This window comes from Solibacillus sp. FSL K6-1781 (genome assembly GCF_038630735.1).
Taxonomy (GTDB): Bacteria; Bacillota; Bacilli; order Bacillales_A; family Planococcaceae; genus Solibacillus; species Solibacillus silvestris.
Window position 1 is genome coordinate 355,894 of the sequence record NZ_CP152038.1, and the last position, 25,251, is coordinate 381,144.

Genomic DNA, 25,251 nt, shown 5'->3' on the forward strand with positions numbered 1-25,251 from the left:
ACTTTTAACACGCCCTTTTTTATTATTGAAGTTCTTTTAATGAAGAGAGGGCTTCGATTGCACCGACTTTTTCGCATACTTTTGATGCAGCACGGTTGGCGAATTCGATCACGGTTACCCATTCATTAAACGAGAGATTTGTGTCTTCATATTTACTTAACTGATATAAAACAGCACCGACAAACGCATCACCTGCACCGGTTGTATCAACGGAATTTACGGGAAATGCCGGAACGGTTGTAATTTGCCTGTTTTGAATAAGCATTGTACCGGAAGCGCCTTGTGTAATTGCAATTGTTTTATCGTTTAACTGTGTCAGCCATTCAATTGCCTGTTCGAAGTTATCTGTTCTTGCGAATAATAACAGTTCTTCATTACTCATCTTAATGAAATTTGCAGCTTCAATAAAAGGTTCGCATTTTCGAATAAATTGTTCAGTATCATGCTTCCACAAGTCAGCCCGGTAATTCGGATCAAAAGAAATAAAATAATCTTGCATTAACATTGTTTGCATTAATTGCTCGTACGTCTTACTGAAAGGTTCGCTTAAAAGGGCAGTGGCTGAGCCAAAGTGAAACATATCGGATATCATTAGCTGCTGTAAATTCAAATCTTCGATACATAACGACTCATCGGCACCGCGATTGAAAATAAAATCCCGCTCCCCATCTTTCTGTCTTGAAACAAAGGCCAAAGTAGTAGGTGCAGACGGATCCATTATAAGCTGATCTGTATGAACACCTGCTTGCTCCAACGTTTGTTTCAAAAAGTGGCCAAATGCATCGTTGCCCACTTTTCCGCAAAAATATGCCTGTCCTCCAAGCATCGCGATGGTTGCTGCTACATTTGCGGGAGCACCGCCTGCCTGTTTTTCAAACGTTTTCGCTTCTAGAATGGACACTTCCGTATGCGTTGTAAAAAAATCGATGAGCAATTCGCCAATACAAAGAATTTTTTTCATATCCGTTTCCTCCAAATATATGTGTTTCACTAAATTTTGGCATAAAATAACTAGAATTAAAAATATTTACCCTATGAGTTTATAAATTTAGGTTTCAAGTAAATTGTTGATAAATTGCATTGGCTTAACAGGAGTTGATTGGAATGGAGGGCGGCAGACTCCTGCGGGAACAGCGCGAGGGAGAGACTAGGAACAAAAGCTAAGAGCGCCACTTCCTGTGGCAATGCTTTTGTGACCAACATCGTGTTGGCCTCGCGCCCGCGGAAAGCGTCCGCCCGCAATGGAAATAAACGGATTTTATTGAAAAGTACGATAAAAAACGTGAGTACGGAAATGTACTCACGTTTTATCTTTTACTCATTTAATTACAATTTTAATATTCAGAAGGTGGTTTTATATTATAAAATTCTGGGGGAATGTTATAGATAAAAAATGTGACACCTTTTTGAAAATATAAAATTGCACCTTATATATCGAGTATGAATTATTAACTTACCAAATCATATCTGTTAAGATGAATAACAGGGTAGGGCATAGTAAGCAGCCTAATCCAGTGTAGAAAGTAGCTGTAACGGCGCCATACGGGACCAATCGTACATCCGTTGCAGCTAATCCACCCGTAACACCTGAAGTAGTGCCCATTAATCCACCGTAAACCATTGCAGTTAATGGATTGTTAAGTCCAATGAACCTTGCAATAAATGGTGTACCTACCATTACTAATACCGATTTTACTAACCCTGCTGCAATACTGATTGCAATAACTTCTGAACTTGCACCTAATGCAGCTCCTGTTACTGGACCAACAATATAAGTAACTGTGCCGGCACCGATTGTAGCAAGACTTACTGCATCTGTATAACCGAAAATAAGTGCAAAAACAATACCAACTACAAACGACAATGCTACACCGATAAAGAGTGAAGAAATCCCGCGAATACCTGCTTTTTTAATTTCGTCAAAGTTTGCTCCGAATGATGTAGCTACAATAGCAAAGTCACGAAGCATACTACCGCCAAGGAAACCGATTCCCGCGAATAATGAAATATCAGCTAAACCTTTAGTTCCTTCACTGTAAACTCCTCCGAAATAAGCTAATACTAATCCAAGAACAATCGCAATAGCGGAGCCATGAATAAGTCCCTTTGTTAATTTATTCGAAATCAAGTATGCGACATACATTGTAATTCCGACAATGACGAATCCTGTGATTAAACCGTTAGATTCTAACGCAGTTTTAAGAGCATCCCACATATTAGTTTACCTCCCCTGTTGCTGCGTTATTTTTATTGAACTCAATGGCAGACTCTTTCGCCTTTTTCCCGCTCAATAATGGAACACATAACCAACTAATAAGAACAACTGCAATTCCTGCAATGATCGCAAGAGGACCTCCAGTTAATGCACCTAATACATTTTGACTCGCTGCCATCGCAATAACGATCGGGATATACATTGCATTCCAGAAAGCTAAGCCACTTTGAGCAGGCAGACTGATTTTCCCATTCTTCTGTAATTTATCAACGACTACGATTAATAGTAACATCGCAATACCTACGCCACCCACATTCGAATCAATCCCCATTAAAGCGCCGATCAATTCACCGCAAAACATTCCAAATAAGAAACACCCAGCTAAAATGGCAACACCATATATAACCATAATTCCACCCCTTTATATTGTTTAGAACAGTCGACTGTATTCTGAATATAGAATAAACAATAATATTTACATAAGCAAGGAAAATATTATTTTTTTAAGAGAAAAAATGATTATACGATTGAAATTTACGTTTTAAAGATATAATATGTATTGTATACAGTCGACTATGTTTTGTTAAAAGGAGAAGGTTTAGTTGAATTATTTTGAGAGAGCATTGGACAATGCCTTATCGATTAGAATCGCCAATAACTTGTTGGAACAAGTGTTGAGTGGCGAGTTAAGACCAGGAGATCAAGTCGTTGAATCGATATATGCAGAACAGTATGAAACGAGCCGCTCCCCTGTAAGAGAAGCAATTTATTTATTAGCGACAGAAGGAATTATTGAACGTGTTCCAAGAAAAGGGGCATTCATTAAGGGCTATACATTAGATGATATGAAAGATCTATTGGATGTGCGAAATCATTTGGAAATGCTGGCAGCCGAACGTTTAGAAAATCCAAGTAAAGAAAAAGGCACACTGAAAGAAATGAAAGCCGTATTAACTAAAATGACAAAAACGAAAAGCTATACAGAATATACGCACTTAAACTATCAATTTCACTTTCTTATATTCAAGTTAAGCAACAGTCCTGTGCTGAATGATATGTACAGTAAAATTGCGCTGCCATTACTGCGAATACAAGTAATCCATTTTTCCAATAACGAAATTATTGAAAAATCGATTATCGAGCATACAAAAATATATGAATGCTTAAAAAATGATGACTTGGATCAGCTGAAATCCATATTAAGAAAGCATACAGAGGATGTTATTTTCAGCGTCCGAAATAAGCAGTTATAAAGCAAAGGGAGGGGGAAGTCAACAATGAAACAGGCATGGCTTTTTCCAGGGCAAGGTTCGCAATATGGCGGGTTTTTAGATGCACTTCCTACACACCCAACTATTAAAGAAACCTTGGATGAAGCTTCAGATGTTTTAGAAACAGAAATTAAGCTGCTTGCAACAGCTGAAAAATTAAAGAGCACAAAAAATGTCCAGCTTACTATGCTGACGGCCGGTGTTGCAACAGCCCGGGCCTTTCTTTATGAAGGTGCAGCACCCGACTATTTGGCAGGTCACTCGGTAGGTGCATTTGCCGCCGCGGTGACGAGCGGGGTACTAACATTTAAAGATGCCCTGCATTTAGTTTCACTTCGTGGGGAACTGATGGAATCTTTGCAGGATGAGGCGTATGGAATGGCAGTTGTTGTAGGCTTACCCGAATCAACTCTTATAGAAATTACGCAAAAATTCCATACGGATCAAAAACCGGTCTATGTATCAAATCGCAATGCACCGCAGCAGCTGACTTTATCAGGTCATAAGGAAGCGATGCAAAATGTACTGGACTACGTATCTGGAAAAGGGGCAAGTTCAGCAAAGATGCTGAATGTTTCTACACCATCCCATTGTCCATTGTTTCTACCTGTTCAGGAAAGATTAGCAATGGAAATGGAGAACATAACGCTTCAAAGGCCGAAATTTCCGTTGATTGCAAATCGCAATGCACGGGTACTTCGCCAGCCTTCTCATATCGTTCAGGATTTGGCTGAAAGTATTGCTTTACCTGTCAGATGGCATGATGCAACTTCGATCTTATTTGAAAATGGAGTTCGTCAATTTATTGAAATGTCGCCAGGGGATGTGTTAAAAAAACTTGCCAAAAATGCGTTTCCAGAGGCGGATAGTTATAGCGTGGAAAAAAATGGGTTTAATGATTGTCTATATTTAGCAAAAAATGAAGGGGTGTAAATATGGTATTAATTCAACAGCAACGTTCTTGGTCAACAAGATTGGAAGGAAAGAAAAAGAGATTAGCGGAAGTGGAGCATCTAGTAAACGGTGTAACAATTCCAACAGAGAAAATTGTAGATGTACTTGAGTTGCTTATTAAACCGGGGGATCGGGTTGTTTTAGAAGGAAATAATCAAAAGCAGGCGTCATTTTTATCTCAAGCACTCGTAAAGGTCGATCCAGAGCGTGTACATGATTTACATATGATTATGTCCAGTGTGTCACGTCCGGAACATTTAGATATTTTTGAAGAAGGCATTGCTAAAAAAATTGACTTAAGTTTTGCTGGTCCACAAAGTTTGCGCATCGCCCAAATGATTGAGGATGGAAGGTTAGTTTTAGGGGATTTGCACACGTATGTTGAGCTTTATGGAAGATTATTTATCGATTTAATTCCGAATGTAGCGTTAGTTGCAGCTGATAAAGCAGACCGCTTCGGGAATTTATATACAGGACCAAATACAGAAGAAACACCAACAATTGTAGAAGCAGCAGCTTTCCGTGATGGAATTGTAATTGCTCAAGTAAACGAAATTGTGGATGAATTGCCACGTGTCGATATTCCGGGTTCTTGGGTCGATTTCATCGTTGAAGCGGATGAACCATATGAGCTGGAGCCGTTATTTACACGTGACCCGCGCCATATTACAGATATTCAGATTTTACAGGCGATGATGTGTATTCGCGGTATTTATGAAAAACATGGTGTTCAATCATTAAACCATGGGATTGGTTTTAATACAGCTGCCATTGAGCTGCTATTACCTTCATATGGTGAACAATTGGGCTTGAAGGGGAAAATATGCAAAAACTGGGTTCTCAATCCGCACCCGACATTAATTCCGGCGATTGAAACAGGCTGGGTAGAAAGTGTTCACTGTTTTGGCGGTGAACTAGGGATGGAAAAATATGTGCAGGCACGTCGAGATATTTTCTTCACAGGGAAAGATGGCAGTCTTCGTTCGAATCGGACGTTGGCGCAGCTTGCAGGTCAGTATGCAGTTGATCTATTTATCGGATCGACGTTGCAAATGGATGCATACGGCAATTCTTCGACGGTAACAAAGGGACGTGTTGCAGGTTATGGTGGTGCACCAAATATGGGACATGATCCGGGCGGACGCCGTCACTCAACGGAAGCTTGGTATAACATGATGACGAGTCAGGATGAATTGGCTCGCGGGAAAAAGCTTGTTGTACAAGTTGCCGAAACATTCCAGGATGCCAACACACCTGTTTTTGTTGAACGTTTAGATGCAATTGATGTAAAGAAACAGGCGAATTTAGCAGTTGCCCCGGTCATGATTTATGCGGAAGATGTTACACATGTTGTGACAGAAGAAGGGATTGCCTACCTATATAAAACTGATAGTCCTGCAGAACGAAGAGAAATGATTGCTTCGATTGCAGGGGTAACACCGCTAGGGATGGAAAATGATGTAAAGCGTACAAAATCACTTCGCGAGCGCGGTTTAGTGGCAATGCCGGAAGACTTAAATATTTTACGCGGTGAAGCGAACCGTTCATTGTTGGCAGCAAAAAATATTGACGAGCTTGTTCAATGGTCTGGCGGATTATATGAGCCACCATCGAAATTCAAAAGTTGGTAAGGAGCTGAAGGAATGAAACAGCATGTAATTTGTAAACGGATTGCTGATGAGGCTGTTGCAGCATTAATCGAAGAAGTTCAATTGACACCAAAGCCAGGTTTAGTAGATACAGAAAATAATGGTGCACATCATGATTTGTCTTTAACAAAAATGCAGAATTCAGCACATTCTTTGCACAATACGTTTTATCAAATGGCAATGCTGAGTTTCAAACGACAACCAACAGTAGAAATAAGGGAACAATTTGGCGCAATTGGACGAAATGGTGAAAAGGAAATGTTTGCGGTTACTGAAAATAGTAATACGCATAAAGGGGCGATCTGGTCGATTGGATTACTTTGTTCCGCAATAGCTCGAAGACAGGGCCAAGTGCTCTATCCGCAAGTATTTAATGATGCTGCGGAACTGGCTAATCTTCCGGATCAATATATTCCAAAGTCCAAAACAAACGGAAGTAAAGTGAAAGAGAATTATGGGATTCCGGGTGCAAGAGAAGAAGCACAGCAGGCGTTTCCTCATATTCAAAAGTTTAGTTTGCCAGCATTTTTTCAAGCGGCTCAAAGGATGTCGCTAAGAGATGCGAAACTTCATACGTTACTAGTATTGATTGCAAATTTAAACGACACTTGTTTACTTCATCGAGGCGGTCTGGAAGGATTGGAGTTTGCGAAACAGGAAGCGAAGAAACTGCTAACAAACTTTTCAATTTCAAATATGAAGAAACTAGATGAGTTGTATATTAAGCACTGGTTATCTCCAGGGGGATCGGCTGATTTGTTGGCGGCTACATTATTCGTAATTAATATGTCAGATAAACTGAAAAGGGGTGCACAGCATGGAAAAGTTGAATTACACGTTTCAAGCAAATCGTCCGGTTACTAAGCAAGCACATATTGGGGTTGTAGGATCGGGGGATTTAGAAATACTGATCCAGCCAATCGAAGGCTCGGAAACGAAAGTAGAAGTTCGTACAGGTATTACGGGTTATGCTGAAACTTGGCAAAAAGTAGTGGAGCGTTTTGTTTTACAGCAAGATATATTGGCTTCAATTAAGATTAATGATTTCGGGGCAACACCAGGTGTCGTATCGATACGACTTGCACAGGCAGCGGAGGTGGTTTTCGGTGAATAATTCTATTAAATTACCTGTAAGTATAGTAGAGAGTAAGGCAAGAGAACGTGCACTATTACTACTAGATGAAGGAACAGCAAATGAAATATTAGGTCCATTCGACTTTTTTGAATCACCACATTTAGAAGCGCAAAATATTGTACCGCAAAGTGATGATGGGATGATCATAATGCAAGGGACAATTCGAGGTCGTCGTTCATTAGTTATTTCAATAGAAGGAAGTTTCCAAGGTGGGGGAATCGGTGAAGTTTCCGGGGCGAAATTTGCAGGTGCCTTAGAGCGTGCATATGAATCTTGTGAAGCAGGGGAACTGATTTACCCGGTCATCATTTACGATACAGGCGGCGTTCGTCTCCAAGAAGCAAACTACGGGTTGCTTTCGATTGCTGAGATTAGTTCGGCGATTGTTGCTTTGAAAAAGTATGTACCTGTAATCGGCATTATTCCGGGGAAAGTCGGTTCTTTCGGAGGGATGTCTCTAACAGCTGGACTTTGTTCTGCTCTAATCATGACACGAGAAGGTCGACTTGGTATGAATGGCCCTGAAGTAGTTCAGCAAGAAGCGGGTATTCAAGAGCTAAATGCAAAACAGAAACCTTTCATTTGGAAAATGATTGGTGGATCAATGCGCTACAATTCGAAATTAGTCGATGCTGTTATTGAGGATGATGTCGTAAACTACTTAGATACGCTGGAAAACTTATGGACAAATAACAACTTCAAACAAAGAACAATGGAGTACGATACATTTTTAAATATGCTGAACCATTTGCAGTTTGAACAGAAAATCGGTACTGATGAAGCCCAGGAGATTTTAAGTAACCGATCGGAATTGGCAGCTGGTGAAGCAACGATTACAGATGGGGAAAATACGAGCAGAGGCCGTACGTGGTTTAATGCATTTACAAATAACGCACCATCAATTTCAGAAACGCCATCTGTTTTAGTGGCAGATGCCCATTTAAATGGAGAAAAAGCTCGTTTCATTGCTGTTGTGCCAAACAGCGAAAATAAATTTTACCGTGCCCGCAATGGGGAGTTTGGTCTGCAGGAAGCCTGGACGGTTGCGAAATATGTTCGTCAGGCAATCGAAGAAGATAAGGATTCAGCAGAAAAGAGATTAATTGTTCCAATTGTCGATGTTCCGGGTCAGGCATTCGGCTACCATGAAGAATTATTCGGCATTTATTTAGCGTGTGCAGCAAGTGTTGAGGCATATGCAGTTGCTCGACAAAGTGGGCACCCAATTGTTACATGTGTTGTAGGAAAAGCAATTTCAGGGGCATTTCTGGCACACGGTATGCAAGGAAACCGTATTATTTCGCTTGATGATTCAGAAGTGCAAGTACATGTAATGTCCAAGAAGTCTGCAGCTCTTGTTACAATGCGTACTGTTGAAGAATTGGATGAATTCGCGAAGTCTGTTCCATCGATGGCGTATGATGTCCATTCATTCAAAACACTAGGTGCATTATATGAGTTAATCGACGGTATTAACGCAGACGAACCATCTAATGAACAAGTTCAAAAAGTGATTCATTCGATTGCATCGGCAAAAGAAGATATTATTCAGTCCGGAGATAGAACGTTGGCAAATCGAATTCAATCAACAATAGCGATTGAAAATGGTCGTAAGGCATCGATTGCTGTACGTGGGAAAATCGCGCAACAATGGAACTAACTGTACATGATCTAGTATTTTTGAAATCCATGGATCAGATTGATTACTTCGGTCAATATCCTGATTGGATGAATGAGGATGAAATGGCTCAAAGCATTGCTGTTGTGAGACGAATGAAAGTAGAGGACGGGAAAGTTGCGATAGGCTTTCGTGGGGACAATCGATCTAAACGATTTGCAGCGATTACAACTATATCTAACATTAAACGAGTAATTCGGCCGTTTGATGTTCTGGCAAATTCATATCCTGCGACCCATATTCAGTCGCTTACTTATATCGAAAAGGTATTGGATGGTTTAAAATGGGGAATTGGCGGAAGTGTAGGTTTTTCGATGGCAACAGGAATCACTGTTTGCCATGAAAACAGTGATATTGATATTATTTTATACTGCAAAAGGTTGCAGGAACTCGATCAATTGACGCCCCTTCTTTCTCAGCTGCAGAAAAGTGCTCACCGTGTTGATGTCCAAGTGGAGATTTTAGGCGTTGGGGCGGTTGTTTTAGCTGATTACTTAAACCACTCTTCTTTTATAGTAAGAACGAGTACTGGACCGATTCTGCTTGAAAAAGAGTCATTGATCTATAAGGGATAGCGAATTATATAATTTTTTCCTCATTAAATAACGAACAGTTATTTAATGAGGGTTTTTGTTATTCGTAAAAATAAAGGCCTATTTCTAATTAAAGAAATAGGCAGTAGGGAATTAAATCAATCGGTTTTTAGCCGTGAATACATATTGATATCGATAAAGTTTCCTTTAGATTTTTCGTATTGTCTAAGAGTTCCTTCAAACTTGAAATTAAGTTTTTGTAAAACCTTGATTGAATTGACATTAGCGGGTTCTACTTTTGCCTCAATTCTATTCAGTTTTAAAGTTCCGAAAGCACAATCCAGTAACGCATTAATACCTTCTGGAGCAAATCCCATGCCCCAATAGGCTTTGGCAATGTCGTAACCAATCTCCGCCTTTGCATTGTCAAAATCTATAGCGTTAAATCCACACGTACCTATTATTTCATTCGAATCCCGTTCAATCATGCTGAAACGAACAGCTTTACCGGCCTGAGCCAAATTCTCAAGAAGTTCGATCATTTCTTTCGCCTGAGTTTCATGTGTAAAGCTGGATATGTTCATGAATTCAGTTACATGTGGATCAGACCATATTTTAAACAAGCTGGGTGAGTCTGAAGTTTTCATTCTTCTCAAATACAATCTTTTAGTATTCAGTTCTTGTATCAATTTTATTACCTCCAATATTTTTTAATCAGTTAGATAAAAAATATTGCCATCTGCGCATAGCTCAGTCCCTTCAAGGTTATAGATTTTATATTCAGATGAGACCAGGAAAAGGAAAATAAAAAAACACCTACACATAAATTCGTGTAAGTGTCTGTATGTTGTTATGGCTGTATTGCTTATGTAAGCAGCCACATTGCCGTAGTTATTATAGAAAGTTTTAAACCACCACTCCTCAAAGTGGGTGTTCGCAAATGCTATCCTGTCTATCCTGAAGTCAAAAGAGTCCAGGCACGCCATTCCAACATCGATGTAAAACTCCCTGTATAAGTATAAAGGTTAAAACTTAATATTCGTACGTACAACGTAGCCTTATTGTTATCTTATAGTAAGTTAATGTGGAATGCAATAAAGTATGTTTTTAAAAAAAAGTCAAATAATTTGAATGGTTTTATTGAAGTTTTTCGAAATCAAAAGCTGGATTTATTACCAAAATAAAAAAGCCTTCCTTATATATTAGGAAGCCTTCCGTTATTATTCTGTATGCTGCTGTAAAATATTTTCTGTTAAAAGTGCAATATCGATGACTGTCTTTTCCGTTACAACATCCGATAAAATTTCGTTGCGGAAATAGTCTACAGATACCGGCAGATCGATCAACAGTAACTTGCTTAGTGCAGTTTCATACATATGAACAAATTCTTTGTCGGTATTTCCTCGCTTCAGTTCTGAAAACGACTCGTAAAACTGATCCAGCTTATCGGCAAACTCAAGCAGTCGTCCTTCAATTGTGTGATCCTTGCCTTCTTTCATACGGTCAAAAAATACGTCCTGTAAATCAAGCGGAATTTCTTCCAGAATAAATTTTTCCATCATTTTCTCTTCGACATGTGAAAGCATTTGCTTTAGTTCAACGCTTGCATGTTTGACAGGTGTTTTAATGTCCCCGATAAACACTTCGGCAAAGTCATGATTAATCGTCTTTTCATATAACGATTTCCAATCAATTTGACTGCCTTCACGTTCCTCCAATGTTGCAAAAAACATCGCATACTGCGAAACCTTCCACGAGTGTGCTGCCACATTATGCTCTTCAAATTTAAAGCGGCCCGGACAACGGATGATACGCTCTAAATCATTTAAACTGGTAAAAAACGTATGGATACCTATAATAATCACTCCTTTTCGTTTATATCATCATTGTACTATTAGTTATACCCGAAAAATGATTTTTTAAAAGTGTTTAACCGAAATTTAACGTGCGGTTTACATTAAGGGATGATGTTTTTCTAATTAAATGAAAAAATTCTAAAAAGCGTATTCGATTGTCCAATTAAAGTTGGATTATCTAATATAGTATGAAGAATTTCTAAAATGTCTCCTCGTTTTGCTAATATGTGATTTAGAAGTGCCAATAACAGGAGCCTAATTTCTAACAGCTAAAAAAATCTTCTAATATCTTCAATCCTGCCAAATGCAAAACCTGAATTAAAAACAGAAAGGACGCTCACGTAAAATGATGAGCGTCCTTTCTTATTTTTAAAACTAAACCTGGACGTCAATCATTTGTCCTTTATAAGGGTGGGGTGCTGGAGTTGCTTGCGGTTGGGGCATTGCTTCAATCATTTGAAGCGCAGTTGCCGCGCCGGTATTCATTGCCTTGTCTAAAATACTCATCTGCACAGTTTGCTGTAGCGAGGCAAGCTGAGCTGACATGATGGCGTTTAATTCCATAGTAATCCCTCCTTTTCATTTGTACTGCCCGTAAAAGCCCGATTGGTTCAACTAACAACCAGTAGGGGATGAACACCCCTACTGGTTGAAGTTTCACTTTATATCGTCAAAATTGAAAGAATTATTAAAGGAATAGGCGGATTTGTAATAAGTCTGAAAACGAATTCCCATTTATTATTTCTTCTTTTCCTGTCACTTCGCAAAAAAATGGAAAATCTATGTATAAATCGCTTCAAATTTAGTAATAATTATCCAAAAGCGCTGCAATGTGCTTGTAATGGAGGGTTCATATCCGCGTCATCGGGTTGCAATGTATTTGCTGTAAGGTTAAAGCAGAGTCAAAACAAATTAAATTTATTTGGGAAATATGGAGGGACAGAAATTTGACAAAGAAAAAATTAATGGCAGTTCTATTGGCAGGAGTATTCGCTACAGGGGGGCTATTTGCATCTCAAGCTTCTGCAGATACTTATACAATCCAACCTGAAGATACACTTTATAAAATAAGTAAACAGTTTCAAACATCAGTTGAAGAGATAAAGGAATTGAACAATTTAAATAGTAATACAATTTTTGTTGGGGATACATTAAAAATTGGTGGTCATGATGAGAAAGTATATACGATTTCACCAGGCGATACGTTGTTCCATATTGCATTGGCCCATGATGCAACAGTTGATCAGTTACAAAAATGGAACAATATCGATTCAGATTTAATTTATGCGGGTGACGCCATTACAGTATCCGGACCTCAACAGGAGTATGCCAAGAGTGAAGTGAAAAGCGCGACAGGCGGTACACAAGCGAAAACTTCAACAAGTTCAGTTCCTGATACAGGAAGAACAATGACTGTTGAAGCGACAGCATACACAGCCTATTGTGAAGGATGTTCAGGTACAACGGCAAATGGTACGGATTTACGCGCCAATCCAAATTTAAAAGTAATTGCAGTAGACCCACGAATCATTCCGTTAGGGACAAAAGTTTGGGTTGAAGGATATGGGGAAGCCATTGCAGCTGACACAGGCGGGGCAATTAAGGGAAATAAAATTGATGTATTTATTCCAGATTTAGATAACGCCTACGAATGGGGCCGCCGTTCAGTAACAATCAAAATTTTAGACTAATATGAAAGAAGCCACTCAAATTTTGAGTGGCTTTTTTGTATAATCAGCCCTCTTTATTGAAATACTAGCTGCAAGGAGGGGATAGTGTGCGAGTAATTAGCTTTTTTGTATGTGTACTATTATTAAGCGGATGTAATTTATTTCAAAAGGAAACCGTCCCGGTAAGTGCACCAGAAGCATTATCTGCGAAGGCGCAGATGTATGATACAAAGAACAACCTAGTTGGTGAAATCTTATTTAAAGAATCATCTAAAGGAGTCGAACTGACTGCTGTTTTAAATAATTTACCGCCGGGTGATCACGGAATCCATCTACATGAGTTTGGGAAGTGTGAACCTCCAAGCTTTGAATCGGCAGGTGCCCATTTCAATCCAACGAAAAAGCAGCATGGCGTCGATAATCCAGCAGGCCCACATTTAGGGGATCTTCCGAATATTACTGTGGATGATGCAGGTGAAGTGGAATTAAACTTTGTGACAGCCGATTTTACACTTGAAAAAGGGAAAGAAAATTCCCTGTTTGATGAAGATGGCACATCTGTTGTCATTCATGAAAAAGAGGACGATTATAAAACAGATCCGTCAGGAAATTCAGGTGCGCGAATTGTTTGTGGAGTAGTCGAGTGAAAATGAGGTTGGGACATAAGTAGATTTGCTGTTGAATAAGGATAACTCCATTATTAAGAAACTGATATTTTGGAAAATTGATTGGAATGAAGGGCGACTCCTGCGGGAATAGCGTGACGCCCTGAGACTACAGGCTCAGGCCACGCCCACGGAAAGCGTCCTGGAATGGAAATCAATTTTAACGCGTAGCAAAAAAATGCTATTTTTCTCACAGAGAAAAATAGCATTTTTGGGTTTTGTCCCAGCCTCATTTTTTTGTGTAAAATCTCATCTGTTACTATATGGAAAATATAAATTGATGGGAAACAATTATTTTGAAATAATCTTATTTATGTAATTTGTATAGATGAACTTAATTGATAACTCTTATAATACAGTATTTATGGATATTTAGAGAACTATTCGAGTATTATTCGGACAAAATATAGATAATAAATTATTTACAGTAAATTTGGAATTTTTAAAATAACGTTGACTTTTGTATAATTATGTATGTAATATGAATTTATATTTTACTATAAAGGGGGAAACTGCTTATGTTTAAATCTAAAAACCTACTTTTTCTGATGTTATTAAGTGCATTTGTACTCATACTGGCTGCTTGTGGTTCTGATGATGAAGGTTCATCTACAACTAAAACAGATAATGAGAAAAGCTCTGGGGAAGCTACAACAGATGAAGAATTGGATTTTGAAGGTACAAAGTTTGTAAGTATTTTAACTGGTGGTACACAAGGGACTTATTATCCATTAGGGGGTACATTTGCTGATTTAATTACTACAGACACTGGGGTAAAAGCAACTGCTGAAGTTTCACAGGCGTCTGCAGCGAATATGACTTCTCTGGCAAACGGAGATGCAGAGGTAGCATTCGTACAAACGGATATTGCTTACTATGCAACGAACGGTACACTAATGTTTGAAGGTAAAGCAATTGATTCTGTAGTAGCGTTAGGTGCTCTATATCCAGAAACAGTTCAATTAGTAACATTGGCGGATTCAGGGATTAAAACATTTGCAGACTTAAAAGGTAAAAAAGTTTCTGTAGGGGCTCCAGGATCGGGAACTTTCGCAAATGCTGAGCAATTACTGGAAATCCATGGTTTAACAATGGACGATATCGAAGCACAAAATTTAGACTTCGGTGAATCGACAGATGGTATTCAATCTGGTCAAATTGATGCAGCATTTATTACAGCAGGTTACCCAACAGGTGCTGTTGAAGCATTAAATGCAACAAATGGCGTATATATTATTCCGGTTGAAGCAGATAAAGCAGAAGAGCTTATTGCAAAATATCCTTACTATGCAGTGGATAACATTCCAACTGGCACATACGGTTTAGAATCTGACATTCCAGCTGTATCAGTTGGTGCAATGTTAGCTGTTAAAAAGGAATTACCTGAAGATCTAGTGTATGCAATGACAAAAGCAATCTATGACAACACAGACAAAATCAGCCACGCAAAAGGCACATTCATTAAAGCTGAATCTGGCTTAGATGGAATTGGTATTGATGTACATCCAGGTGCACAACGATACTTTGATGAAGTAAAGTAATTAGCGCGAGGCTGTCTAGAGTGTAATTTACTTCTAGGCAGTCTCTTGTTTTCTTTCTAGGAATTCTTTGCTAATAGTTAAATAGAAATTAATTTTAGTGGGATGTTCATGAAAAAAATAGTCCTGATTGTATTATCCGTAATCTGTGCAAGCATCATTCTTTGTAATATCCCATATGAGCGTACAATCACATTTGTGGAAACACGGTCAGAAAGCCCCACCATTTATTATAAGCAACTGGAAGATAGTGATGAATTTCAAATTATTTATACACATTCAATTCATTTAACAGATGTTTATGAAAACTATATCGCGCTGCCTTCAAATGCAATTCAACTGCTTTCGATGGAATATTCGGATGTAGCTATTGGAATGCCAGGTTATGCGGAGGAAGGGCAAACATTACATTATGAAAATGGGATATATAAACTTCAATACGACGATGCAAAAGTAAATAATTTTGTACTACATATTGGAAATGTCGATTATCGATTGGATTTGCAGCATAAAAATGAAACAGTTGAACTGAAAAAAAATTTGACTCGGGGAAAATCTTATGATGTGCAAATTCAAAAACTGTCCTTCTATGAAAAAATGAAAGGAGTCGAGTTAAATGAGCAATAATAGAAAAGAAACAACAGAACCACAACAAGTAGAAGCCTTGTCACTAGAACAGCAGCAAGAGTTACTGGAAAAGTTCGATATCGAATCCAATCAGCGAAACCCACAAAACTTTATGAAATATGTTATATATGGTGGGTTACTCGCATTTTCACTGTTCCAACTTTATACAGCAATCTATGGTCAGTTCCCAGCTCAAATTCAGCGTACTGTTCACTTAGGGTTCGCATTAACTTTTGTCTTTCTGCTATTTCCACTGCGACGTAATTTTTCAAAAAAGTCTATTCCCTTTTATGATTATATTTTAGCAATTTTGTCAATTGTTATTGGTAGTTACTGGGTGATAAATTACGACCGATTAGTGAGAAGTTTAGGAAAGCTAGAGACTTTGGACTTCTGGGTTGGTTTATTTGCGGTCCTTCTCGTACTGGAAGCTTCACGTCGGGCAGTTGGTCTGCCAATCGCCATTATTGCAGGTCTATTTTTGGCTTACGCATTTTATGGTCCGTATATGCCGGACTTTATGGCACACCGTGGGCAAAATTTAGAGAGTCTTGTAAATCTAATGTTTTACTCAACGGACGGTATATTAGGGACGCCACTTGCTGTTTCAGCAACATATATTTTTGCATTCCTGCTATTTGGAGCTTTTTTAGTAAAAACTGGTGTAGGGGAATACTTTAATGACTTAGCGATTTCAGTTGCAGGAAAATTAGTGGGTGGTCCGGCAAAAGTAGCTATTTTCTCGTCTGCGCTTCAAGGAACAATTTCAGGGAGTTCTGTAGCCAATGTAGTTACTTCAGGTGCCTACACGATTCCGCTCATGAAACGTTTAGGATATGAGAAGAACTTTGCTGGAGCTGTTGAGGCGTCTTCATCTACAGGGGGACAATTAATGCCTCCGATCATGGGTGCCGCAGCGTTTTTAATGGTTGAATTTATCGGCCGCGGTGTTTCATATTGGGATATTGCAAAAGCAGCAGCAATCCCAGCTGTTCTTTACTTTGCGGGTATTTGGATTATGACTCACTTTGAAGCAAAACGTTTAGGATTACGTGGTTTAACGGATGAAGAAATGCCGGATCGTAAAGAAATATTCAAGAAGTTATATTTATTAATTCCGATTGCATTAATCATTGTAATTATGATGTTTGGTGTTCCGGTTATTCACTCAGCACTTTACGGTATATTGGCTTGTATTATTGTCGGATTTATAAACCCGGATGTTAAATTTGGTGTTAAGGAAATCTTTGATGCATTAGTAGATGGGGCACGTACTGCTGTGCCAGTAGCTGCTGCAACGGCATGTGCAGGTATTATTGTAGGAGTCGTTGTAAAAACAGGACTTGGTTTGTCATTGGCAAACAGCTTAGTAAAACTTGCTGGCGGCAGTATTCTAATTACCCTATTCTTTGTAATGATTGCTTCTTTAATCTTAGGAATGGGTGCCCCGACTACGGCTAACTATGTTATTACATCAACGATTGCAGCACCTGCAATCATTGCCTTGCTTGCACCGGATGTACCGGCAAGTGCAGCACCGATTATCGTTGTATTATCTGCACACTTCTTCGTATTCTATTTCGGGATTATTGCAGATATTACCCCTCCTGTAGCGCTCGCCGCATTTTCGGCCGCTGCGATTTCAGGTGGAGATCCGATAAAAACAGGTATTCATTCTGCCAAGCTGGCTATCGCGGCATTCATTATCCCTTATATGATTATTTTTTCACCGGCATTGCTGATGATTGATGTAACGGTTTGGGAAATCATTTGGGTGGTATTTACAGCGATGATGGGTATGATTGCGATTGGTGCGGGAATCATCGGTTATTGGTATCGCCCGATTAACTGGATTGAACGAATTATTCTAGTTGCTGCAGGTGTTGCTATGATTTATCCGGAGTCCCTATCGGATACAATTGGACTTATTGTATTTGGAATTATGTTTGTGATTCAATACGTTACTAGAAATAAAGAAAACGGCTCAAAAGTGGCCATTTCATAAAAAAGCGAGCGTCTGAAAATTTATTTCAGGCGCTTTTCTATTTATCTCGAAAAGAGATAGATTTAATACTTTTTATGCATTAAGTATATTTATTTGTTGATTTTCTTGAAAATCCATTATATTATTTAAATTAATTAAAAATTCAAATAATTTAAAGGGGAGAAATGATATGTCAACACTTTTAAAGTCGACGTTTGAAACATATTTATTTGACGAAGAGATGGAATTTGAGTTATCCGAGCAGCAAGAGGTAACGGAAAGTGAAGAACGCACTCAATATCCGCAAGGGTTTTTCTCAAGCTTATAAAGGAGTTTTTAAAATGAATTTAAAAATATTACGGCGTCTATCCAGCGAAACTATTTGGATAGATGTCGTTTTTTTAGGCACTAATAATGTAGTATGCGAAAATTGTACTGTATAATAGAAGTACTAAATAATATTCGAGGTGCGTTTCATGTTAGCGGTTAATTCTACGGAACAAATGATTTTTGATTGGTTTCAATATTTCCATGCAAACCCTGAAGTAAGCTGGAAAGAGATAAAAACAACAGCAAAATTAGCAGAAATTTTAGATGATATGGGCGTAAGCTATAAAAAATTTAACGATGTGACTGGCCTTGTCGCGGAAATCGGAAAAGGCGAAGAAACAATTGCGGTTCGCGCGGATATTGATGCACTATGGCAAGAAGTGGATGGCGTTATGCAGGCAAATCACTCTTGTGGACATGATGCAAATATATCAATTGTTTTAGGTGCGCTCTATGCATTAAAGAATGAACCTTTGAAAAAGAAAATCCGATTTATTTTTCAACCGGCTGAAGAAACAGGTGGCGGAGCATTGGCGATGATTGATCGCGGTGTAATGGAAGATGTTACCCATTTATTCGGTGTTCATTTACGTCCTATGGAAGAGCTGCCATTAGGGAAAGTATCACCTGCAATCTATCATGGTGCTGCAGCATTCTTAACTGGGACAATTACTGGCATTGATGCACATGGCGCTCGTCCGCACCAGGGGAAAAATGCAATTGATGTCGTCGTAGCGATTCAGCAAATGCTGAAAAATATTCATGTCGATCCATTTGAAGTATACTCTGCGAAGATAACAAAAATTGTAGCAGATGGTGGAAGCGTCAATATTATTCCGGGTAATGCGACCTTCTCGATCGATGTGCGTGCACAGAAAAATGAAGTCTTGGCGCAAGTACAACGTGATGTTGATAAAGGCTTGAAACAAATTGAGGTGATGTTCGATACTGGGGTGGCATGGGATTGGATGGATGTTACACCAGGTGCGGAAGTATCATCCGAAGCGGCTGCAATTGCAGAACGCTCGATTGTTGAAGCACTTGGAGAGCAAAGTTTAGCACCGGCAGTAATGACACCGGGAAGTGATGACTTCCATTTCTATACGATCAAAAATACTGAGTTAAAGGCAACGATGATCGGCGTTGGTGCAGATCTTGGTCCTGGACTCCATCATCCGAAAATGACCTTTGATGCAAAGGCATTGCTTGATGGCGCAAAAGTAATAGCAACAACATTGAAAAACAGTGCAATGAAATAAGAAAGTGGAGCGATGCTATGAAGTATATAGCATCGTTTTTGTTTTGCGCTTGAGTGGTTGCCGCGATAATAGAAAAGTTGAACCGGATATTAGACAAACGGAGATACTTATTAGAAAATCGGATACCTATATTTGAACATCTCGGCCCTTTTTTAGAACATCGGCTTACTTTATTAGAACATCAGGGGTTTATTAGAATTTTTCAAGCGATATTAGAAAAAGTAAGCGATATATTAGAAAACGTGCCTCCAGCAATCCGGACAAAATAAAAAAGTGCCGCGATTACTTGGCGGCACTTATAATAAAACCTTATTTCATCGGGCAAAATCCGCAAGCTATTAAGCCGGGTATGTCTTTTGAAAAACAGCAGCTTTTGCGGACAGGCTGATTAATAAGTGCGGAAGGGCTTTTTCCGCCTGTATAATTTAAAAACAGTGATTTGTCCGAGAAGTAGCGCCAAACATTTTTATCTTCAAGCATGTCCAAGTCCTCGAACGCACGGTCAGCCAATGCCGGATTTTCGAGTAATGTATGGAAGTGCCAAAGCATGTATCCGAAAATATTTTCCCATAAAGTAAGCGGCGAAATGGACGTTGTTTTACGTAACTGACCAATGACGATCGATGTCTTGTATAAAATGTCAGTCATCACTCGTTCGCGCTCATCTTCTTCCACATAGCGGAAATCATTTGGGTTTATATACATCCCGAGTGTATGAATACCGAACTCCTGTACAATAGCAAATCGCAGATCTTCCGGCTTGCCGTCCCAAATTTCATCATACGTAGTCAGCATATAAAACTGCATTGCGACAAACATGCCGTAGCGACGCCCAAAGTGGGAAATGGCTGCAGCTTCTGTAGCAGCATTCGTAATGCCCATCATCAAATTGCGGAAATCCGTCAAATAGAAGTCTTTATGTAGATTCGCCAATGTAAATAATGGACGGTCAGGTTCTTCGGTAGAAATACTATAGGAATTTAATTGTCGTACTTGATCATAAGAAAGTGCAGGCATACATATCACCTTTTCTAAAAAAAATATTTATCTTTACTATACCATTTCTCTTCCCAAACGAGGTGAAAAACGCTAAAATGAATAAAACAGATAAGAAAGGTTGGTTTTTAATGACGAAACCGATTTCTATACCAAGACCATTAGTTCGTGTAAATCAGTGGGTAATATTTTTATCAGTCGTTGTCACATGGGTGTCAGGACAATTCTGGATTTTAGGCATTCCGTTAATTGCAAATTTACTTGGGATTTTCACCGGGTTTAATCCAATTATGCGCTTTGCAAAATTATTTTTAACGAAAGATGTTAAGTCATATATTCCTGAAGAGATCGGACAGCAAAAGTTCAATTCAGCGATTGCGAGCCTATGTCTGGCAGGCGGAATAGCAGGGTTTGCTATTAATCTGCCAGTCGTTGCCTATAGTTTTACGATTATGGTGGCAGTTGCATCATTTGTAGCAATTTTAGGCTTTTGTATCGGTTGCTTTATGTTGTTCCAATACAAACAGTACCAATATCGCCGTTCATTAAAAAATAGTTAAAAAGATTTTTGGAAACGGGTTGACAATGATACTGATAATCATTATCATTATAACTGTAGCAAGAGCTTATTTGTAATACAGTACAAATAAGTCTGAGCTAACAACCTTTCTCCAGAAGTTTGTTAGCTCAGCCATAGCGTTCTAAACCCCCTCATTTAGAATGTAAGTTTGACTGTGTGTCAGACACTGAGTTTTTCACCCTTAATATTTTTCTTCTAGTTTTTCTTCCTTTGTTGGGAGACCCATTGCCCGTGTCGCTTACAGATACGGGTATTTTTGTGTATAAAAAAATTTCTAAAACTTTTTTGAAACTTATTTTGAATTTCTCCGTCTGTACGTTGCTTCAATAAAAAACGTAGGCGGAGGAAATGATGAAAAAGTTAATTGCAGTAGGGTTTATCGCTATATGCGTATTATTCCTGACAATTGAATATAGAGGTTCAAGTGAAAAGATTGAACGAGCGGTTGCAAACGAAAAAGAAATGGCAGGTAGAGAAAATGGAACCCAAATAGAACAGGCAACACATCTATTTGAAAAAGTTATCGTCCTGAATGAGGAACAACCGATTTATATAAAAGATAATACGCTCACTGAAATTGGAGTGGGACATCCGAATACTTCTTTTGCAATTGTAGGAGAAGATGAGCTTTATTATGAACTACGATTCGGAAAAATTTCAGCCTTCATAAAAAAAGGAAGTGCCACTGTAGAAAAGCGATCGCTTCAGACGTTAGTAAATACAGAAATAACAAACTCAATCAAAACGACAGAACAAACAAAAGTATATGAAGAAAAAAATCTAACGAGCAGTGTGTTGCTGCACCTTTCACAAGGGTTTCGCTACCCGATAGTGGGGGAGGTTGATGAGTGGTTTGTCATCAAAGTAGGAGAACGTGCCGGTTATATACATAAATCATCAATTGAAATAGATGAAGGAATTCCAGTTTTAGTGTATCATCATATTTTACCGAAAGAAGATATGGTGACAAATGCGAGTACGGTTTCAGTGCAATCATTTGAACAGCAAATGGCCTTTTTAGCTGAAGAGCAATTTACAACAATTTCGACAACACAGCTTTATGATTATTTGGAAGGTCGCCAAATTTTACCGATTAATTCGGTTCTCCTTACATTTGATGATGGTTTATTATCGACGAAGGTCTATGCCTATCCAATTTTAAAGGAACATGGATTTTCAGCGGTACAGCATATTATATCTTCCCGTACAGGACGTTTTGAAGGTGAACAAGTATTTGATAGCAAAGGACCGCTCCAATTTTTCACAGCCGAAGAGATGCAGCAAATGACGGATGTGTTTCAGTACGAAGCGCACACACATAACTTGCATCAATTCAGTAATGGAGCAGGGATTGCATTAGAGATGTCTTCTGCCGACATTGCGATGGATTTGCAGCAAAATGTTAACATGCTGAAGAATGCGACTTCTTTAGCGTATCCATTCGGTCATTACGATGAAGATATGATCGCAGCGATGAAGGAAGTAGGACTGTTAATCGGTTTTACGACAAATGAAGGTTATGCTAATATGCAGCAATCAAACTATGAGGTCAATCGATTCGGCATAACTGAAAATAAAACTTTTGAACAGTTCACGTCCTTTGTAAAGGGGGTGAACTGGTCTTAGAAATATAAGAAGGTGTTAATCGTTACATGAGAGAATTTGATGCAATTGTTGATGAGCACACGCGTTATTTAGTACGCATCGCTTATTTGTACGTTAAAAATTGGGCTACCGCCGAGGACATCGTACAGGAAGTATTTGTAACATACTTTCAGAAGAGCGACCAGTTTCGCAATGAGGCGTCATTGAAAACGTATTTAACAAAAATGACAGCAAATCGTGCAAAAGATTATTTACGCTCATGGAAGCATAAAAAGGATGTCGTTTTTGAGACGATTTTTGCTCAAACAAAAGGTACGGACGAAGAAGTTATACAAAAAGAGCATCTTGCATCACTTGAACAGAAGTTATTCCAGCTACCACTGAAATATCGTGAGCCGCTCATTTTATTTTATTATGACGAACAGTCCATTGCCGATATTGCACAGTATTTACAGCTGAATGAAAATACTGTGAAAACACGTTTACGTCGAGCGAAGCAACAATTGAAAGAGTTTTTTAGCGAAGAGGGATTGGAGGAATGATGCATGGATCCATTTAAAAAACAACTGGATGAAATGATGGGTGATACACGCTTGCAGGAAAGTCGTATTAAGCAGCGTGTGAAATCCGAATTGACTCCGCCCCCCCGAAAACAGAAACGTTCATGGCATGTTCAATTAGTGACGGCAGCTGTTGCAGCAGTTGCGGTATTCCTATTTATGACGGCCGTTCCTTTTACGCAAAATTCGGGAAATGAAGGACGGGGTGCTCCTTATGATCCGCTTGATGATTTAGCGGAAATTGCTACTCTTCAAAAAAAGAAGCAATTATCAACAATCGATTATGATTCCTTTGCACAGCTACCAGTGCTGGAACAATTATCGGATTTACAGTATGTAGATAAAGAAACCTTTACACTTGCAGGGAAAAAGGGACTTTACCATACAGTGATAGAACGTCAGGAAAATTTATTTGATGAAGCTGTATATGAAGCAGGCGATATTGTACGAACGATGACAAATACGAGCAGTCATTTACCAATTTACGAAAACGCCTATTATGAAGTAGTCGCTGTACCAGGAGACCGTGTCGTTTTGCAGGACGGCAAGCTAACGGTAAACGGGAAGCCTGTAAGATCGGAATTAAAAGAATTGTATGAGGAAAACGGCAATACGATTGCGGGTGGCTACGATCAGTTATTAAATGCGCGTGAATACTTTTTGGTAAATCATTTCCCGGCAGAAAATACAATGCAGGCAGGAACAATTACCGCTGTGCATAAAATTTACGGGGAAGTCGTAGCATTGGCAGAGCAAAGTACAACAGCATCAATTTATTTTGGATTAGAAAATGACTATTCACCAGAACAATATTTTGATCTTTATTTGTATGATCAAATTTTTGGAGATGGGTCAATTAGTGAAAGATTATCGGATAGTGACATTCCATTTCCGCATTCGAACCGTTTAGGCGAGCTGTTTTTGGAAGCATCTTACCGAAATGTTACGTATTTATCCGAATCAGAAGTGGAAATACGCTACCAGTATGACCGTGAATCTGTTGGCGAATATGTATTCAAAATGTATAAAGATCCGACCGGCATTTGGCAGTGGGGAATGTAGGAAAAAGGGTAGTGACGAATATGTCGCTACCCTTTTTCATTTGCTGCTTGTAATCTTTTATTCATAAGTACTGTGTGATAGCTATGTAGCAGCATGCCGATAATGATGACCGCCAGTCCGATTAAAGCAATCGGCTGCGGGAGTGGTACACTTAGTAAAATCATTTCACCGACCATCGCAAAAAGAACTTCTGTCGATTGTGTTGCTTCAACTGCTGCCAGTTTTCCTTGGTCATGGCGTACGCGGTCTGTAGCGATAAAGAATAGTATTGTGGCAATGACGCCCGAAGAAACAGCAACGAGCAGCGATTGATAAACTTGGCTCGCAGATGGCAGACCAACAGTAAACAATGCATAGATTGCAAGCAAAATCCATGCTGGCAAGGAAGCAATTGTCATCCCTAAAACTCGTTGAAACGGATCCACTCGTCCGCCGCAAAGTTCCATCATTTTTCGATTGCCTAGAGGATAAGCAAATGCTGCGACGATAACTGGCAGTATCCCGAGAAGCAGGATTTCCATGGAAACAGTCTGTGCTTGCGGAATTTGAATGAGCAAAATCCCGAATAAAATAATGGACGAGATGCCGAGTGAAATAAGCGGGATTTTTGCCCTGATGTTTTTTCCGGCGATAGTCGTAATGAAAAGGGGGGCAAGCAATACACCTGCTACAATCGTAAATTGCCACGTACCCGATACGAGCCAGCCTGGACCGAATGCTGCGGCAAATGTAAGCGGCGCATAAAATAATACAAACCCGACAAAGCTCCAAATAAGCCATGCACCCGGATGTTCTTTCATTTCACTCGATAAAATACGAAATCCGACTTTTCCCCGAATCGCCACAATGGCAATGAGAAAGGGAAGCATGAAGAAATAGCGGAGCGAAGAACTCCATAGCCAGCTGCCGCCTTCCAATTCCATTGAATGGTTCAATACAAATGTAACGGCAAAAAATAAGGCCGCTAAAATGCCAATCAGTATTTCCTTCATCATACACCTCGCTTGATTGTATTGAATTTTCTGTCTTTTAAGTATACAAAAAAATGGAGCGAAAGTAATCGCCCCATTCGAAATTTTCCATT

26 protein-coding genes and 1 other RNA gene are annotated in these 25,251 nt (G+C 39.1%); 18 read left to right on the plus strand and 9 right to left on the minus strand.

The window, feature by feature from the left end; all coding sequences use genetic code 11:
* Positions 1–22: 22 nt before the first annotated feature.
* The 3 genes from MHH37_RS01725 to madL all read right to left on the minus strand — a co-directional run bounded on the left by MHH37_RS01725 (position 23) and on the right by madL (position 2,624).
* A complete protein-coding gene (locus MHH37_RS01725; RefSeq protein WP_342574739.1) occupies positions 23–961 on the minus strand; it encodes a carbohydrate kinase in 939 nt (312 codons plus the stop codon).
* A gap of 492 nt (positions 962–1,453) precedes the next feature.
* Entirely contained in the window at positions 1,454–2,215 is a 762-nt protein-coding gene (madM, locus tag MHH37_RS01730; protein ID WP_340797664.1) for a malonate transporter subunit MadM, read from the minus strand.
* Position 2,216: 1 nt separating this feature from the next.
* Complete coding sequence (gene madL, locus MHH37_RS01735; protein ID WP_008406216.1) at positions 2,217–2,624, minus strand: malonate transporter subunit MadL; 408 nt, start codon at positions 2,622–2,624, stop codon at positions 2,217–2,219.
* Between the two features lie 193 nt (positions 2,625–2,817).
* On the opposite strand from madL, the gene MHH37_RS01740 reads away from it, so the two are divergent.
* Genes MHH37_RS01740 through MHH37_RS01770 form a run of 7 tightly spaced genes read left to right on the plus strand, consistent with a single transcriptional unit; the run spans position 2,818 to position 9,477 of the window.
* Positions 2,818–3,468: a GntR family transcriptional regulator gene (locus MHH37_RS01740; protein WP_008406217.1), complete on the plus strand. Its 651-nt coding sequence runs from the start codon at positions 2,818–2,820 to the stop codon at positions 3,466–3,468.
* 24 nt (positions 3,469–3,492) lie between these two features.
* Positions 3,493–4,419 (plus strand): malonate decarboxylase subunit epsilon, encoded by a 927-nt coding sequence (locus tag MHH37_RS01745; RefSeq protein ID WP_342574740.1) that lies wholly within the window; start codon positions 3,493–3,495, stop codon positions 4,417–4,419.
* A gap of 2 nt (positions 4,420–4,421) precedes the next feature.
* The gene (gene mdcA / locus MHH37_RS01750) at positions 4,422–6,071 is read left to right on the plus strand and encodes a malonate decarboxylase subunit alpha (RefSeq protein WP_087617133.1); all 1,650 of its coding nucleotides are present in this window, start codon (positions 4,422–4,424) and stop codon (positions 6,069–6,071) included.
* A 12-nt stretch (positions 6,072–6,083) separates the two neighbouring features.
* Positions 6,084–6,953 (plus strand): triphosphoribosyl-dephospho-CoA synthase, encoded by an 870-nt coding sequence (locus tag MHH37_RS01755; RefSeq protein WP_342574741.1) that lies wholly within the window; start codon positions 6,084–6,086, stop codon positions 6,951–6,953.
* A complete protein-coding gene (locus MHH37_RS01760) occupies positions 6,907–7,203 on the plus strand; it encodes a malonate decarboxylase subunit delta (RefSeq protein WP_008406224.1) in 297 nt (98 codons plus the stop codon). Before MHH37_RS01755 ends, MHH37_RS01760 begins: the two co-directional genes overlap by 47 nt.
* The gene (locus MHH37_RS01765; RefSeq protein WP_342574742.1) at positions 7,196–8,884 is read left to right on the plus strand and encodes a biotin-independent malonate decarboxylase subunit beta; all 1,689 of its coding nucleotides are present in this window, start codon (positions 7,196–7,198) and stop codon (positions 8,882–8,884) included. Before MHH37_RS01760 ends, MHH37_RS01765 begins: the two co-directional genes overlap by 8 nt.
* Complete coding sequence (locus MHH37_RS01770) at positions 8,875–9,477, plus strand: malonate decarboxylase holo-ACP synthase (protein WP_342574743.1); 603 nt, start codon at positions 8,875–8,877, stop codon at positions 9,475–9,477. The genes MHH37_RS01765 and MHH37_RS01770 overlap by 10 nt, the downstream gene beginning before the upstream one ends.
* Before the next feature lie 116 nt (positions 9,478–9,593).
* Here the strand turns inward: MHH37_RS01770 and MHH37_RS01775 are convergent, their stop codons facing one another.
* The 4 genes from MHH37_RS01775 to MHH37_RS01790 form a co-directional block, all read right to left on the minus strand.
* A complete protein-coding gene (locus MHH37_RS01775; protein ID WP_342574745.1) occupies positions 9,594–10,124 on the minus strand; it encodes a GNAT family protein in 531 nt (176 codons plus the stop codon).
* 181 nt (positions 10,125–10,305) lie between these two features.
* Positions 10,306–10,497: non-coding RNA, 6S RNA (ssrS, locus tag MHH37_RS01780), on the minus strand.
* Between the two features lie 158 nt (positions 10,498–10,655).
* Positions 10,656–11,300, minus strand: a complete 645-nt coding sequence (locus MHH37_RS01785) for a YfbR-like 5'-deoxynucleotidase (RefSeq protein ID WP_342574747.1) — start codon at positions 11,298–11,300, stop codon at positions 10,656–10,658.
* Between the two features lie 366 nt (positions 11,301–11,666).
* Complete coding sequence (locus tag MHH37_RS01790) at positions 11,667–11,855, minus strand: YjfB family protein (RefSeq protein WP_087617139.1); 189 nt, start codon at positions 11,853–11,855, stop codon at positions 11,667–11,669.
* Positions 11,856–12,238: 383 nt separating this feature from the next.
* Here MHH37_RS01790 and MHH37_RS01795 point away from each other — a divergent pair, with 383 nt between their 5' ends.
* From MHH37_RS01795 to MHH37_RS01825, 7 genes are all read left to right on the plus strand, one after another.
* Positions 12,239–12,982, plus strand: coding sequence for a LysM peptidoglycan-binding domain-containing protein (locus MHH37_RS01795; RefSeq protein ID WP_342574748.1), 744 nt, complete (start codon positions 12,239–12,241; stop codon positions 12,980–12,982).
* 86 nt (positions 12,983–13,068) lie between these two features.
* Complete coding sequence (locus MHH37_RS01800; RefSeq protein ID WP_342574749.1) at positions 13,069–13,608, plus strand: superoxide dismutase family protein; 540 nt, start codon at positions 13,069–13,071, stop codon at positions 13,606–13,608.
* 536 nt (positions 13,609–14,144) lie between these two features.
* Complete coding sequence (locus MHH37_RS01805; RefSeq protein ID WP_342574750.1) at positions 14,145–15,167, plus strand: TAXI family TRAP transporter solute-binding subunit; 1,023 nt, start codon at positions 14,145–14,147, stop codon at positions 15,165–15,167.
* A 108-nt stretch (positions 15,168–15,275) separates the two neighbouring features.
* Positions 15,276–15,791 (plus strand): DUF1850 domain-containing protein, encoded by a 516-nt coding sequence (locus MHH37_RS01810; RefSeq protein ID WP_342574751.1) that lies wholly within the window; start codon positions 15,276–15,278, stop codon positions 15,789–15,791.
* Complete coding sequence (locus MHH37_RS01815; RefSeq protein ID WP_342574752.1) at positions 15,781–17,796, plus strand: TRAP transporter permease; 2,016 nt, start codon at positions 15,781–15,783, stop codon at positions 17,794–17,796. The genes MHH37_RS01810 and MHH37_RS01815 overlap by 11 nt, the downstream gene beginning before the upstream one ends.
* 169 nt (positions 17,797–17,965) lie before the next feature.
* Entirely contained in the window at positions 17,966–18,103 is a 138-nt protein-coding gene (locus MHH37_RS01820) for a hypothetical protein (protein ID WP_342574753.1), read from the plus strand.
* A gap of 148 nt (positions 18,104–18,251) precedes the next feature.
* Positions 18,252–19,364, plus strand: a complete 1,113-nt coding sequence (locus MHH37_RS01825) for an amidohydrolase (protein ID WP_342574754.1) — start codon at positions 18,252–18,254, stop codon at positions 19,362–19,364.
* Between the two features lie 309 nt (positions 19,365–19,673).
* Here the strand turns inward: MHH37_RS01825 and MHH37_RS01830 are convergent, their stop codons facing one another.
* Positions 19,674–20,381, minus strand: coding sequence for a Fe-S oxidoreductase (locus MHH37_RS01830; RefSeq protein ID WP_342574755.1), 708 nt, complete (start codon positions 20,379–20,381; stop codon positions 19,674–19,676).
* Positions 20,382–20,491: 110 nt separating this feature from the next.
* Here MHH37_RS01830 and MHH37_RS01835 point away from each other — a divergent pair, with 110 nt between their 5' ends.
* From MHH37_RS01835 to MHH37_RS01850, 4 genes are all read left to right on the plus strand, one after another.
* On the plus strand, positions 20,492–20,920 hold the full coding sequence (locus MHH37_RS01835; protein WP_342576198.1) for a DUF4395 domain-containing protein: 429 nt from the start codon (positions 20,492–20,494) through the stop codon (positions 20,918–20,920).
* 371 nt (positions 20,921–21,291) lie between these two features.
* Positions 21,292–22,566 carry a polysaccharide deacetylase family protein gene (locus MHH37_RS01840; protein WP_342574756.1) on the plus strand — a complete coding sequence of 425 codons (1,275 nt, stop codon included), beginning with the start codon at positions 21,292–21,294 and terminating at the stop codon, positions 22,564–22,566.
* Positions 22,567–22,592: 26 nt separating this feature from the next.
* On the plus strand, positions 22,593–23,087 hold the full coding sequence (locus MHH37_RS01845; protein ID WP_008406246.1) for a sigma-70 family RNA polymerase sigma factor: 495 nt from the start codon (positions 22,593–22,595) through the stop codon (positions 23,085–23,087).
* Positions 23,088–23,090: 3 nt separating this feature from the next.
* Complete coding sequence (locus MHH37_RS01850) at positions 23,091–24,167, plus strand: S26 family signal peptidase (RefSeq protein ID WP_342574757.1); 1,077 nt, start codon at positions 23,091–23,093, stop codon at positions 24,165–24,167.
* A 26-nt stretch (positions 24,168–24,193) separates the two neighbouring features.
* On the opposite strand, the gene MHH37_RS01855 is transcribed toward MHH37_RS01850, so the two are convergent.
* Entirely contained in the window at positions 24,194–25,159 is a 966-nt protein-coding gene (locus tag MHH37_RS01855) for a multidrug resistance efflux transporter family protein (protein ID WP_342574758.1), read from the minus strand.
* Positions 25,160–25,251: the final 92 nt, after the last annotated feature.